This is a genomic window from Tardiphaga sp. 866_E4_N1_4, assembly GCF_052076075.1.
Lineage (GTDB): Bacteria > Pseudomonadota > Alphaproteobacteria > Rhizobiales > Xanthobacteraceae > Tardiphaga > Tardiphaga robiniae.
This window is the reverse complement of record NZ_CP197242.1, coordinates 5,455,483-5,468,218: the sequence shown is the minus strand read 5'-3', so window position 1 is coordinate 5,468,218 and position 12,736 is coordinate 5,455,483. Positions and strand designations below refer to the sequence as shown.

Annotated in this window: 12 protein-coding genes; 2 read left to right on the top strand and 10 right to left on the bottom strand. The window is 61.8% G+C overall.

Translation table 11 applies throughout. The features are described 5' to 3' along the window. Window positions 1-32: 32 nt before the first annotated feature. On the top strand, window positions 33-1,778 hold the full coding sequence (locus AB8B20_RS26295) for an ABC transporter ATP-binding protein/permease (RefSeq protein WP_439072967.1): 1,746 nt from the start codon (window positions 33-35) through the stop codon (window positions 1,776-1,778). A gap of 17 nt (window positions 1,779-1,795) precedes the next feature. Here the strand turns inward: AB8B20_RS26295 and AB8B20_RS26290 are convergent, their stop codons facing one another. From AB8B20_RS26290 to AB8B20_RS26265, 6 genes are all read right to left on the bottom strand, one after another. Further along, the gene (locus tag AB8B20_RS26290; protein ID WP_309947150.1) at window positions 1,796-2,308 is read right to left on the bottom strand and encodes an HPP family protein; all 513 of its coding nucleotides are present in this window, start codon (window positions 2,306-2,308) and stop codon (window positions 1,796-1,798) included. 69 nt (window positions 2,309-2,377) lie between these two features. Next, entirely contained in the window at window positions 2,378-3,370 is a 993-nt protein-coding gene (locus AB8B20_RS26285) for a TorF family putative porin (protein WP_439072968.1), read from the bottom strand. Window positions 3,371-3,837: 467 nt separating this feature from the next. Then, entirely contained in the window at window positions 3,838-4,431 is a 594-nt protein-coding gene (locus AB8B20_RS26280; RefSeq protein ID WP_089261941.1) for a hypothetical protein, read from the bottom strand. A 100-nt stretch (window positions 4,432-4,531) separates the two neighbouring features. Next, window positions 4,532-5,845 (bottom strand): glycolate oxidase subunit GlcF, encoded by a 1,314-nt coding sequence (glcF, locus tag AB8B20_RS26275; protein ID WP_439072969.1) that lies wholly within the window; start codon window positions 5,843-5,845, stop codon window positions 4,532-4,534. Between the two features lie 12 nt (window positions 5,846-5,857). Next, window positions 5,858-7,096, bottom strand: a complete 1,239-nt coding sequence (locus AB8B20_RS26270; protein WP_439072970.1) for an FAD-binding protein — start codon at window positions 7,094-7,096, stop codon at window positions 5,858-5,860. A 208-nt stretch (window positions 7,097-7,304) separates the two neighbouring features. Further along, entirely contained in the window at window positions 7,305-8,798 is a 1,494-nt protein-coding gene (locus AB8B20_RS26265) for an FAD-linked oxidase C-terminal domain-containing protein (protein ID WP_439073089.1), read from the bottom strand. A gap of 203 nt (window positions 8,799-9,001) precedes the next feature. Here AB8B20_RS26265 and cycA point away from each other — a divergent pair, with 203 nt between their 5' ends. Next, on the top strand, window positions 9,002-9,397 hold the full coding sequence (cycA, locus tag AB8B20_RS26260; RefSeq protein WP_115034028.1) for a cytochrome c-550 CycA: 396 nt from the start codon (window positions 9,002-9,004) through the stop codon (window positions 9,395-9,397). 68 nt (window positions 9,398-9,465) lie between these two features. On the opposite strand, the gene AB8B20_RS26255 is transcribed toward cycA, so the two are convergent. From AB8B20_RS26255 to AB8B20_RS26240, 4 genes are all read right to left on the bottom strand, one after another. Next, on the bottom strand, window positions 9,466-10,140 hold the full coding sequence (locus AB8B20_RS26255) for a TetR/AcrR family transcriptional regulator (protein ID WP_089261951.1): 675 nt from the start codon (window positions 10,138-10,140) through the stop codon (window positions 9,466-9,468). A gap of 171 nt (window positions 10,141-10,311) precedes the next feature. Next, on the bottom strand, window positions 10,312-10,629 hold the full coding sequence (locus tag AB8B20_RS26250; protein WP_089261953.1) for an AzlD family protein: 318 nt from the start codon (window positions 10,627-10,629) through the stop codon (window positions 10,312-10,314). After that, a complete protein-coding gene (locus tag AB8B20_RS26245) occupies window positions 10,626-11,375 on the bottom strand; it encodes an AzlC family ABC transporter permease (protein ID WP_089261955.1) in 750 nt (249 codons plus the stop codon). Before AB8B20_RS26245 ends, AB8B20_RS26250 begins: the two co-directional genes overlap by 4 nt. A gap of 112 nt (window positions 11,376-11,487) precedes the next feature. Then, on the bottom strand, window positions 11,488-12,612 hold the full coding sequence (locus AB8B20_RS26240; RefSeq protein WP_120288541.1) for a ribonucleotide-diphosphate reductase subunit beta: 1,125 nt from the start codon (window positions 12,610-12,612) through the stop codon (window positions 11,488-11,490). Window positions 12,613-12,736: the final 124 nt, after the last annotated feature.

The window sequence follows — 12,736 nt, the reverse complement described above, 5'->3', positions numbered from 1 at the left end:
AGGGCTTAGGGCCCTCCTCCTGGAGACGACCTGTGAATAACATCCGCTCCACGCTCGCGACCGTCTGGCGGATCGCGGTTCCTTATTTTCGTTCCGAGGACAAATGGGCGGGACTCGGACTCCTCACGGCGGTGATCGCCATCGAGCTGGCGGTGGTCGGTCTCAGCGTCTTGTTCAATCGCTGGAACAATACCTTCTACAACGCACTGCAGGACAGAAACCTCGACGTCTTCACCTATCAGCTCGCTTACTTCAGCGTGCTTGCCGCGATCAACATCGCACTCAAGGTCTATCAGCTCTACCTCAACCAGTGGCTCCAGATCCGCTGGCGGCGCTGGATGACCGAGCGCTATCTCGGCAACTGGCTCGCCGACGCCAACCACTATCGCATGCAGCTGCAGGGCGACGCTGCCGACAACCCGGATCAGCGCATCGCCGAAGACGTGAAGCTGTTCGTGGAGAAGACGCTCGACATCGGCATCGGCCTGTTGAGTTCGGTCGTCACGCTGCTCTCCTTCGTGATCATTCTGTGGGGCCTGTCCGACGCGGCGCCGCTGCATGTGTTCGGCCGGGATATCCCGATTCCCGGCTATCTCGTCTGGGGCGCGCTTGTTTACGCCGTGATCGGCACTGCGCTGACCCACTATATCGGTGCACCGTTGATGGCACTGAATTTCCAGCAGCAGCGCTATGAAGCGGACTTCCGCTTCAATCTGGTGCGTGCGCGCGAAAATGCCGAGCAGATCGCTCTCCTGCGCGGCGAGCCGGTCGAGCGCCAGCGACTCTCGACCCGCTTCCAGCTGGTCGTCGGCAACTGGATCGACATCATGCGCCGCACCAAGAAGCTGACATCCTTCACGGTCAGCTATCAGCAGATCGCGATCATCCTGCCCTATGTTCTGGTCGCGCCAGCCTATTTTGCGGAGAAGGTCCAGCTCGGCGCCGTGATGCAGACTGCGGATGCGTTCGGCACCGTGCAGGGTGCGCTTTCATTCTTCGTCACGGCCTATCGGACACTGGCGGAATGGCAGTCCGGCGTGATGCGCCTTGATGGCTTCGAGACAGCCATTGCCAACGTACAGGCGCTGACGACCAAGGCCGATATCGTTCACGCCACTGAGACCGGCACCAGTGACATCGCACTGAGCGATCTGACGCTCACCCTCCCCAACGGCGCTCCCATGGTGCAGACGCCGGGCTTCAGCTTCCGCCGCGGGGAACGCACGCTGTTTACGGGCCCATCGGGCTCCGGAAAATCCACGCTGTTTCGCGCCATCGCCGGCGTCTGGCCGTTCGGCAAGGGCAAGATCTCGATCCCCGCGGATGCGGCGATCATGATGCTGCCGCAGCGGCCGTATTTTCCGGTCGGTACATTGCGGGATGCGGTGGCCTATCCTGCCGGGACCGACGCGTTCAGCCCACAGGAGGTCGCCGATGCCGTCAGGTCCGTGGGTCTGCCCGCGCTGGCGACCCGGCTTGACGAAGATGGTCACTGGAATCGCATGCTGTCGCTCGGTGAACAGCAGCGCCTCGGCGTTGCCCGCGCGCTGCTGCAAAAGCCGCAATACCTCTTCCTTGACGAGGCTACTGCGTCGCTCGACGAGCCCTCGGAAGAAGCACTTTATCGGCTGCTCGAAGACAAGCTGCCTGGCACGACCATCGTGTCGATCGGCCACCGCAACACGCTCGATGACTTGCATCAGCGCAAGGTGTCGCTAACGCGGTCCGGCGATCACTTCGCGCTGGGAGATGCAAAGGCCAGGACGGAAACCGCCTGAGGCGTGACACGCCCCCGCTAAAGCCAGTGCCGCGGCCAGTCGCGGCCTGCCGCATAGCGATGCCAGACAAACGTGAAGCTCGCGAGCAGCAGCGCGCCGACCAGCACCGGCGCGAGCAGGAACGTCCACGGTAGGGCGTGAGACACGACAAGCAACGGGTTGATCCCGGCAGGCGGGTGGAATGTGCCGGTGACATACATCGCCAGCACGGCGAGGCCGACTGCCATGGCGGCGGCCCAGTCATGGGGGCCGGTCAGCTTGAGCACCGCGAGCCCTACCAGCGTCGCGACGATGTGTCCGCCGACCAACGCGCGCGGCTGCGCCGGCTCGGCTTCGGGTGAGCCGATCACGAGGACGATCGAGGTCGCAAAGGGGATGATGACCAGCGGATAATGCGCAACCGCCGAGAAGAACTCCATCACACCGATGGCAATCCCCGCCCCCAGCCCGGCAACGGCACCAGCCAGCGCATTGCGATGATTGTTGCGACGGATCGTCTTTGCTGCACGCCGCAACCAGTCCCGATTCATGGAAGCTCAATCCCCAAAAAAAAGGGGCGGCAGATTGCTCTGCCGCCCCTTCGATCTCAGTCGAAGTTCTTACTTCAGGTTGGTCATCGCGGTCAGGTCAGCCGACAGCTTGACGATGCCGGTCGCGCCGCACCAGCTCGAGCCAGCGCCCGACGGGTTGATCGCGGTGACGTTGTTGGTGCCCGAAGCAGTGAAGTCCGAGGTGAAGGCGTTGCAATCACCCTTGGACAGGTTGGTGTCCGAGTAGCGCAGGTCCAGCGTGAAGACCTTGTAGGTGAAGCCGATGCCGATGTTCCAGGTGTTGTAGTCGGCGTACTTGATGCCATTCGGGAACTGAGCGGTACCGTAGAAGGCATCCGAGGTGCCCAGCCACTGACGACCGAACTCACCCGAGACGTAGGAGCCGATGCCGGTCGAACCGAACCAGGTCGACGGCGCGATCACCTTACCGGTGATCGAAGCGTAGGTACCATCAGCGCCGGTGTTCAGGAAGTTCGGCGAATAGAAAGCGTTACCGCCGAGCGAGAAGTAGTCGTTGAAGGTGTAGTTCACCTTCGCGTAACCCTCGTAGAAGCTGACGTCCTTCTTCATGACGTTGAAGGCAGGACCAGCAACGTTCGAGCCGACCGGGCACACGCCGCCGCCGCCAACGACGGAGTCGATGCACTGGCCACCCGGATAACCGTAGTACCAGAAGCCGAAGTCGAACGCGGCTGCGCCCCAAGTCGGGCGGATACCGAAGTAACCGTCGAGCTCCATGGAAGCGCGGTTGGTGAAGGAGATGCTCTCACCGGCGACACCAGCGTAGATCTGGACGTCCTTCGTGATGTTGTAGCGCGGCTCGAAGTAAGCTGCGACTGAGCCCTTCTGGCCATTGGACTGGGTGATACCACGGAACACGTAGTTGCTCATAATTGCGCTGCCGAACGCGATGTCCCAAGGATCGTAGGCCGCCACGATCGGCGGCGCCTTCTTGTACATCTTCGCGCCCAGATCGGCTGCGGAAGCCGAGCTCATCCCCATGGCGAGCACCGCAGCAGAGGCGACAACAATTTTCTTCATGACATTCCCCATCACTTTTGAAACCAGAGGCAGTTCCGTGTCTGAAAGACGGCGAGACCGCGAAATTCATCGACTGAACGCAACTTTGAGGCGCAAAGCCGCAGTGGTGAAGGAAAAAAAACGAGCAAGTGCCGCCTAAATAGGCGTTCTGACGTTTCCGTGAGAGGTTGTGGCGCGGTGTTGCAAAAGCACAACGTTTTTGGAGGGATTCCAGCCCGAAAATACCACCACGGGGAATTACCACTGACTGGGAATTGTGGATTGCCGTCCGTGGAGCGGTTAACAGCTGCCCGTCAGAGCCTCCGAGGCCGACGATCACTCGAATCGCCTGCAAATTCAGGACACCCGGGCATCGGTTGAAATACGCATGCGCGACAGAGCCTGACCAAGCAAAAACCGCAGCGGCGAGCGCTGCGGTTTTCCGGAGTTTATTGGCGCGTCAGGAACGCGGACTTGATCCGGTTCGACTATCTGGTTTCGTCGTGATCGGGCGACGTATCGCCAGGAGATTCGATTGCCGTCGTCTCGCCTGAAGAATGCCCTTCGACCGGTGACGGATCAGGCTCCGGCGTCGCCCAGCTCGGTGTCTCAGCGATTGCCGGTGCGACCGGCTTGGGCTTGGGAGCACGCGGCTTGCGCGGCGGCTTCGGCGGCAGCGCAACCGGCGCTGGAGCTTCTGTTACAGCGGGCGCGGGCGCCGTGCTCGACAACAGCGTAGAAGGAACCTTCACTGACTTCTTGGCAGCTTTCTTCGGTGTTGCTTTCTTGGCGGCCTTTTTCGGCGCAGCCTTCTTCACTGCCTTCTTGGCGGGAGCTTTCTTCGGCGCCTTCTTGGCAGACTTCTTCGCGGCCTTCTTGACGGTCTTCTTGGTGGCTTTCTTGGCCGCCTTCTTCACCGTCTTCTTGGCTGATTTCTTCGCAGCCTTCTTGGCCGCTTTCTTCACAGCCTTCTTCGCGGATTTCTTGACTGACTTCTTGGAGGACTTCTTCGCGGGTTTCGCCGCCGTCAAAAGCTTCTTCTGCTTTTTCTTGTCCTTCTTCGACTTCTTGCCTTTAGCCATCGTGGTCCTCCTGTTGGCGCCGATCCAAAAGGGACCGGCGTTTCAAGTCTTCCGCGCCAGCGCGGGGCCAGTTTAACGCGGGGCCGTTGTCACAATTAGATCAGTTCAATCCTGGCCTGGGACCGCCTGTCGCCCAATCGAGTAGCTCAATCGTATGTACGACCGGGACTGACGTCCCTCCGGCGATCTGAACCATGCAGCCGATGTTGCCGGCAGCGATGATATCCGGCTTGACCATCGCGATGTTGGCGACCTTTCGATCGCGCAACCGGCTCGCAATATCAGGCTGGAGAATGTTGTACGTCCCCGCCGAACCGCAACACAAATGGCTCTCTGGGATATCTTTCACCACGAATCCATTCTTGGAAAGCAATTCTTTGGGAGCCTGTGTGATTTTCTGCCCATGCTGCAGCGAACACGCCGAGTGATAGGCGACGACAAGGTCGCTTTGTTTGTCAGGCTTTGGCAGATCCATGGCGCTGACATACTCGCTGATATCCTTCGCCAGCGCAGAGACCTTGGCGGCCGGCGCGGCGAACTCAGGGTCCTCGCGCAGCATGAAGCCATAGTCCTTGATAACGGTTCCACAGCCGGACGCCGTGACCAGGATGGCGTCGAGACCGCCCCGGTCTGCCTCCCCCAGCCAGACGCCGATATTGGCCCTGGCCCGCGCCAGCGCATCCCCGTCGCGGCCGAGATGATGGGTCAGCGCACCGCAGCACTGTTCGTCCCGGACCAGCACGACCTCGACGCCATGTCGGGTCAAAAGGCTGATGGCGGCCTGGTTGATCCGCGGCGCCAGCACCTGCTGGGCGCAGCCCTGCAGGAGTGCGACCCGGCCACGGCGAGCGCCGATCGCGGGAAAAATGCTGCCACCCGATGGACCGGCGGCGGGTAACTGCTTCGGCGCCATCGTCAGCATCGCCTTCACGCGGCTAAGCAGGTTCGGGTTGGATTGCTTGCTGGTCGAAGGCAGCAGCGCCGCCAGCGGCCGCGCCAGCCGGGCCATTGTCATGCTCAGGCGAAACAGACCGGGGCGTGGCAGTACCCAGGCCAGCACGTCACGCAGCAATCGCTCGGAGAGCGGCCGGGTGTAGTCCTTCTCGATCTTGACCCGCGCCTGATCGACCAGATGCATGTAGTTCACGCCGGACGGGCAGGTCGTCATGCAGGCGAGGCAAGAGAGGCAACGATCGACATGCTTGACCACCTCCTGAGTCGGCTTCTGGTCCTTTTCCAGCATCTCCTTGATCAGGTAGATGCGGCCGCGCGGACTATCGAGTTCGTCGCCGAGCAGCACATAGGTCGGACAGGTCGCCGTGCAGAATCCGCAATGCACGCATTTGCGCAGGATCTTGTCGGCCTCGGCAATATCCGGATCGGCCAGTTGGGTCGGGGTGAATTCAGTTTTCATGTCGCAAGTCTTTCAAGTACCAAGGCCACGCGACATCCGGCCGCGATTGAGAATGGTCTTCGGATCGAAACTGTGACGCACGCGCTCGCCGAGCGCCGCGATGCCTTTGGGCTGCGGATGAAACACATCAATGATACGGCGCACATCTTCCGGCGCGCGGATCAGCGTCGCATGGCCACCGGCTGCGTTGACCAGCTTGCGGAGTTGCGCTGCCTGCGCATCGGCCGATGGCGGTAGTGCCGCCCAGATCAACCCGCCGCCCCAGTCATAGATAACCTCGCCCTGCGAGCCCTTGGCGATGGCCTGGCCCAGCGCACCGCCCGATGCCGGCGGCGTCACGATGCGCCACACCGGCCACATCGCACGCGGACCGCTGGCCGCGAATGGCGTCACATCTCGGACACCCGCCCACAGTGCAGCGGACTGAGCGTCTTCAAGTATCTCGGCCACGCCGAATGACTTCAGCGTCGTGCTCAGTGACACCGCGCGCTGCGACGCGGACGCGGTGATGCCTTCAAGGCGGATCAGCGTGACCGACTGGTCGGGCGACGCGATTTCGCCAAGCGCCCCCTGCGTGGTGCGTAACGCCGAGCCCGGCAGATGCGCGGCACCTGAGACATCGAAGGGCGACCCCAGCGCTGCGGTCATCGCCTTGTTGGCTGCGATATCATCGAGCCCGCGCAGCACCAGGGTGCGCTCGCTCTCCGCGCGCGGCATCACCTTGAGCGTCACCTCCGTCATCACGGACAGCGTGCCCCACGCGCCGGCGAGCAGCTTGCAGACATCGTAGCCGGTGACATTCTTCACCACCCGGCCGCCGGCCTTGTAGCTGTCGCCGAAGCCGGAAACCGCATGCACGCCGAGCAAATGATCGCGCGCACCGCCGGCCTGAATGCGCCGTGGCCCGGCGAGCCCGGCCGAGATCATGCCGCCGATGGTGCCGATATCCGGCGTGCCCAGGAGCTGTGACGTGTTCATCGGCTCGAACGAAAACTGCTGATTCTTGGAATCGATCAGCGAGAGCACGTCGGCCATCGGCGCGCCGGCCTGCACGGTGAGGATCAATTCATTCGGCTCATAGGACGTCACCGCATTCAGCGCCGACACGTCGAGCACCGCATTGGTCGCAATGGGCTGGCCGACCATGCGCTTGCTGCCATGACCGATGATTTCCAGCGGCTGCTCGCTTGCAATTGCCGCGCGCACCGCCTGCTCGACGTCCTGAGCGTCGCGTACTTTCAAAATGTCCACGATAGATGCCCTACACGCTGTAGATTCCCTCCCCCCTTGCGGGGGAGGGTTAGGGAGGGGGGTAGCCACACGCTCCGGAGATTGGGGTTACCCCCCTCCCCGGCCCTCCCCCCTAGCGAAGCTTTGCTTCGCGCGGAGGGGGGAGGGAGCACTTTGTCCGCGCGTGCTGCAAAAGCAGATGGCACTACTAACTTCACAGTTCTCATCATCAAAATCGCGGCAGATCGGGAAACGCCAGCTTGCCGCCATGCACATGTACACGGCCAAGTTCGGCGCAGCGATGCAGCGTCGGAAACACCTTGCCGGGATTGAGCAGACCCTGCGAGTCGAACGCGCATTTGATGCGCTGCTGCTGATTGAGATCGACCTCGCTGAACATCTGCGGCATCAGGTCGCGCTTCTCAATGCCGACGCCGTGCTCGCCGGTCAGCACGCCGCCGACCTCGACGCACAGCCTCAGAATATCTGCACCGAAATCTTCCGCGAGCTGCAACTCGCCGGGCTTGTTCGCATCGTACAGGATCAGCGGGTGCAGATTGCCATCGCCGGCATGAAACACATTGGCGACGCCGAGGCCGTATTTGGCTGACATCTCCTTCATGCGGCGCAGCACCAGCGGCAGCGCCGCGCGCGGAATGGTGCCGTCCATGCAGAGATAGTCCGGCGAGATGCGCCCAACTGCAGGGAAGGCTGCCTTGCGGCCAGACCAGAATAGCAGGCGTTCCTGTTCGGAGGTCGATATCTGGCAGGTGGTCGAGCCGCAGCCGAGCGCGATCTTCTCGACGCGCTTGATGAGTTCGTCGACCTCGACACCTGGACCATCGAGTTCGATGATCAGCAGTGCTTCGACATCCAGCGGATAGCCTGCATGCACGAAGGCTTCGGCCGCATGGATCGCCGGCTTGTCCATCATCTCCATGCCGCCGGGGATGATGCCGGCGCTGATGACATCGGCAACGCATTGGCCGGCGTGCTCGACCTCGGCAAAGCCGATCATCAGCGCACGCGCCGTTTCCGGCTTCTGCAAGATGCGCACGGTAATTTCGGTGATGACACCCAGCAGACCTTCGGAGCCGGTGATGATCCCCATTAGGTCGTAGCCCGATGTCTCTGCGGTCTTGCCGCCAACGCGAATGACTTCGCCCGACATCAGCACGATCTCGCAGCCGAGCAGGTTGTTGGTGGTCATGCCGTATTTGAGGCTGTGCACGCCGCCGGAATTCTCCGCGACATTGCCGCCGATCGAACAGGCGATCTGGGACGACGGATCCGGCGCGTAGTAAAAGCCTGCATGCGCGACCGCCTGGCTGATGGCGAGATTGGTGACGCCGGGCTCGACAACAACGGCGCGGTTGTCGAAATCGATCTCGCGCACGCGCTTGAACTTGCCGAGACCAAGCAGCACCGCGTCGGCCAGCGGCAGCGCGCCACCGGACAGCGACGTGCCCGAACCGCGCGGCACCACCTTGATGCCGTTCTCGTGACAATATTTCAGAACTTTGGAGACCTGTTCCGTCGTATCGGGCAACACGACGACCATCGGCGGTTGGCGATAGGCCATCAGCCCATCCGACTCATAGGGCAGCATTTCCGCAGCGCTGGAGATCACGCCCTCGCCCGGCACCAGCTTGTGCAGCGCAGCGACAATGGCCTCGCGCCTTGCGAGGACAGCCTGATCCGGCGCGGGCATCATGATGGTCATTGAACGCGCACTCCCGAAGATCGCAGCGATAACTCGGCTGCTTTGCCATGAATCAACCACGTCCGTGCGGCTTTGGGTAGCTTACCAAAGCATGACGCGTCGCGTGGTGCCGGGACGCGCGGCAGCCGCCATCGCACTTGTGGACTACTCGGAGCGTGTGCAACAAACTAAGCTGGAAAGCCAACCAACAAAAAGAGCCATCCATGAAGTCTGTCACTTTCGGCGCCCTGATCGTTCTTGCCGCCTCGACCGCCTCCTCCTTCGCACTTGCACAGGACGTCGCCGCCGGGAAATCCTCCTTCAACAAATGCCTCGCCTGCCACGCCGTCGGCGAAAACGCCAAGAACAAGGTCGGTCCGGAACTCAACGGGTTGAACGGCCGCAAATCTGGAACCGCCGAGGGCTATTCCTATTCGGACGCCAACAAGAATTCCGGCATTACCTGGGATGAAGCGACGTTCAAGGAATACATTAAGGATCCGAAGGCCAAGATCCCGGGTACCAAAATGGCCTTTGCCGGCATCAAGAAGGAGTCCGAGGTCAACGACCTCTGGGCCTTCCTCGCGCAGTTCGACAAGGACGGCAAAATCAAGCCGTAAGCCCTGAAGCCTTTTGGTTTGACGCGCTTTCTTGATGCGAACCGGTGCTCACTGCGCTTGAAAACGCGCTAGGCGCCGGCCGCCATCTTGGTCGGCAGCACGGCCTGCACCACAAGCCCGCGTGCGCGGGCATCCATCACGCCGACGGCGCGCAGCGCCAGCAGCGTGACGGTCTGCACCGCGTCGCGCAGCTTGGCCTGATCTTCGAGATTGTCAGGCGCCATCGGCCCGACCAGCGCTTCATGCAACGCGCCGAGCAGTGCGGCGGCTGCGAGCGCCGTATCCTGCGCCGGCAAATGACCGGCGCGAATAGCGGCCGAAATGCGGGATTCGATCTCACCGGCGATCTCGCGGCGACTGGCCAGCCGCGATTCCGTCACATCGACCTCGACTGGCTCGGCCAGGATGCCCCACGACAATTTGCGGTGTGACACGACATGCACAGCCACCGTGGTCACCGCAGCAGCCAGCGCCGATGACGGTCCCGGCGCAGCATCCGCAGCCCGGCGGATCGCGGCGAGTTCGTCGCGCGAGACGTCAGCGATGAGTTCGGAAATCAGGTCGGCCTTGGACGGGAAATACCGATAAACCGTGCCCGCCGCGACATTGGCGCGAACCGCAACCGGCGCAATCTGAACCGCCGCCATGCCACCTTCGGCACAGGTTTCGCGTGCCGCCGCCAGAATGGCGCTGCGCCGCGCCGCAAGCCGCTTCACGACTTGATGGGTCCGTCGGTAAACCATGAGCGTCTCATCCCCGGCACCCCTTGGCCAACCTGACGGCTGTCACAAATAAGGCGCGTAACTTCAAGGTTTTGAGCGAGCTTGAGGGTGCCCGCGATAAGAACTGAACACTAGTTCAGACTCGTTGACAAGGTGTTTTGCGCATAGCGGGATTCAACTTTTCGGGTAGACCTAGCCGCCAAAACCGAGCGCGCGGGCGGCCGCGGCTACCGCCATGCCGGTGATGACGGCAATGAAGTCGTTGCGGCGGATGATGGTCACGGCCATTGCGGCGAGGATCGCGAAAACCACCACCGGCCCGCCATTGACGGCCACGGGCAGCGCGGCGGCGACGATGATCGAGCCCGGCAATGCATCGAGCATCCGCCGCACCCGCGGCGTGACATTGACGTAGCCCATCAGCCAGTAGCCTCCGAGGCGCGAGGCCACTGTGACCGCCGTCATGACAGCAAAAGCGACCATCACATCGCTGCGCAAAAATTCCGTCATGCGGACACGCCCGCCGGATGTTGCGGTTCGGGTTCGTCCATGAGCCCGGCACTGATCGCTCCCGATAGCGCGCCGGCGATGATGAACCACCAGCCCGGCACCAACCAATGCACCGCGAGGGCAACGACGCCCGACACGACCCAAGGAATGGCACGGCGGGGGCCCTTCCATGCGGGCACCAGCATCGCGGCATAGAAGGCCGGCATCACCAGATCGACGCCATACTTTCTCGGGTCAGTGAGTTGTTCGGCCAGCAGGAAACCGGGGATGGCCGAGAACAGCCAGGTAAAATACAGCACGATACCGCCGCCGAGATAGAACGACGCATCGGCCCCGCCATGATCGCGATAGCGCATCGCGGCGAGCCAGCCGCCATCGGTGACCAGCAGCATCGACGGATAGGCCTGCCATGCGGGCAACGTGCCGAACCACGGGCGCAGTGTTGCGCTCATCAGGAAAAAACGGATGTTCACGGTGAGCGTCAACAGCGCCAGCGTCGCGATCGCACCCGGCGTCAAAACATCAGGCCATGATTGCACCGCAACAAATTGCGATAGCCCGCCATAGACCGTCGCCATCATCACTTCGACTTCGGCAAGCGTGAGGTTCTTCTGCGCACACAGCGCACCGAATGCCATGCCGAAAGCGAGCGTGCCGGGCAGCATCGGACCGATGGCAATGATGCCAGGCACGATGGCGACCTTCGACCAATAGGCTGGTGCTTTAGGGATGTGGGTGGCGTGCATCGACTGATCCGCGTGATGCCGAAAGGCGAGATCATGCCTGCGGGCATCACGCGATCAGGTCAAGCGATGCGGATTCATATGCGCCATGCAGCGGCGGATATGAGACCAAAGACTACTCCCAATTCAACGCGCCGCCATTCTGGTACTCGATCACCCGGGTCTCGAAGAAGTTCTTCTCCTTCTTCAGATCCATGGCTTCCGACATCCACGGGAACGGATTTTCCGTCTCAACGAACACCGGCGCGAGGCCGATCTGGGCGCAGCGACGGTTGGCGATGAAATGCATATAGGTTTCGCACAGCGCCGCATTCAGTCCAAGGAAGCCGCGCGGCATGGTGTCCCGCCCGTAGGCCGCCTCGAGCTCGGCCGCGGTGCGGATCATGTCGCGGATTTCCTCCTGGAACGCCTTAGTCCAGAGATGCGGATTCTCGATCTTGATCTGGTTGATCACGTCGATGCCGAAGTTCAGATGGATCGATTCATCGCGCAGGATGTACTGATACTGTTCGGCGATCCCGACCATCTTGTTGCGGCGGCCGAGCGACAGGATCTGCGCAAAGCCCGTATAAAACCACATGCCTTCGAAGATCACATAGAACGCGACGAGATCGCGCATGAAGGCCTGATCGGTCTCCGGCGTGCCGGTCTTGAAGTCGGGATCGTCGAGATGCTGGGTGTGCTTGAGCGCCCAGGCGGCCTTCTCGGTGATCGACGGCACCTCTCGATACATGTTGAACAGCTCGCCCTCATCGAGGCCGAGACTCTCGACGATGTACTGGAAGGTGTGCGTATGCACCGCCTCCTCGAACGACTGCCGCAACAAATATTGCCGACATTCCGGGTTGGTGAGGTGGCGATAGATCGCCAGCACGATATTGTTGGCGACGAGGCTCTCCGATGCCGCGAAGAAACCGAGATTGCGCTTGATCGCGCGGCGCTCGTCTTCGGTCAGGCCGTCGCGCGACTTCCACAGCGCGATATCAGCCTGCATCGAGACTTCGGTTGGCATCCAGTGATTGTTGCAGCCGGCGAGATACTTCTCCCACGCCCATTTGTATTTCAGCGGCAGCAGCTGATTGACGTCGGCGCGGCAGTTGATCATGCGCTTCTCGTCCACCGAGACACGGCCGCCGGAGCGGTCGATGGTGCCAAGGCCGGTGGCGTCGGTGGGAGATTGCGGGATCGGGATGAAGGCGGGGGTTTTGGGAGCGGATGAGGTATCGGACCAGTCGAGCATGGGTGTTCCTTGCGTATTTGTTCGGCCCTCATGGTGAGGAGCCCGCTTCTTCAGCGGGCGTCTCGAACCATGAGCGTGGGGCCATCCTTCGAGACGCGGCCAAGAAGCCGCTCCTCAGGATGAG

Coding starts and splice junctions, on each gene's coding strand:
- AB8B20_RS26265 (WP_439073089.1), bottom strand. CDS start 8,798: ATGACCATCATGATGCCCGCGCCGGATCAGGCTGTCCTCGCAAGGCGC.
- AB8B20_RS26285 (WP_439072968.1), bottom strand. CDS start 3,370: ATGAAGAAAATTGTTGTCGCCTCTGCTGCGGTGCTCGCCATGGGGATG.
- glcF (WP_439072969.1), bottom strand. CDS start 5,845: ATGAAAACTGAATTCACCCCGACCCAACTGGCCGATCCGGATATTGCC.
- AB8B20_RS26280 (WP_089261941.1), bottom strand. CDS start 4,431: ATGGCTAAAGGCAAGAAGTCGAAGAAGGACAAGAAAAAGCAGAAGAAG.
- AB8B20_RS26250 (WP_089261953.1), bottom strand. CDS start 10,629: ATGACGGAATTTTTGCGCAGCGATGTGATGGTCGCTTTTGCTGTCATG.
- cycA (WP_115034028.1), top strand. CDS start 9,002: ATGAAGTCTGTCACTTTCGGCGCCCTGATCGTTCTTGCCGCCTCGACC.
- AB8B20_RS26240 (WP_120288541.1), bottom strand. CDS start 12,612: ATGCTCGACTGGTCCGATACCTCATCCGCTCCCAAAACCCCCGCCTTC.
- AB8B20_RS26245 (WP_089261955.1), bottom strand. CDS start 11,375: ATGCACGCCACCCACATCCCTAAAGCACCAGCCTATTGGTCGAAGGTC.
- AB8B20_RS26255 (WP_089261951.1), bottom strand. CDS start 10,140: ATGGTTTACCGACGGACCCATCAAGTCGTGAAGCGGCTTGCGGCGCGG.
- AB8B20_RS26290 (WP_309947150.1), bottom strand. CDS start 2,308: ATGAATCGGGACTGGTTGCGGCGTGCAGCAAAGACGATCCGTCGCAAC.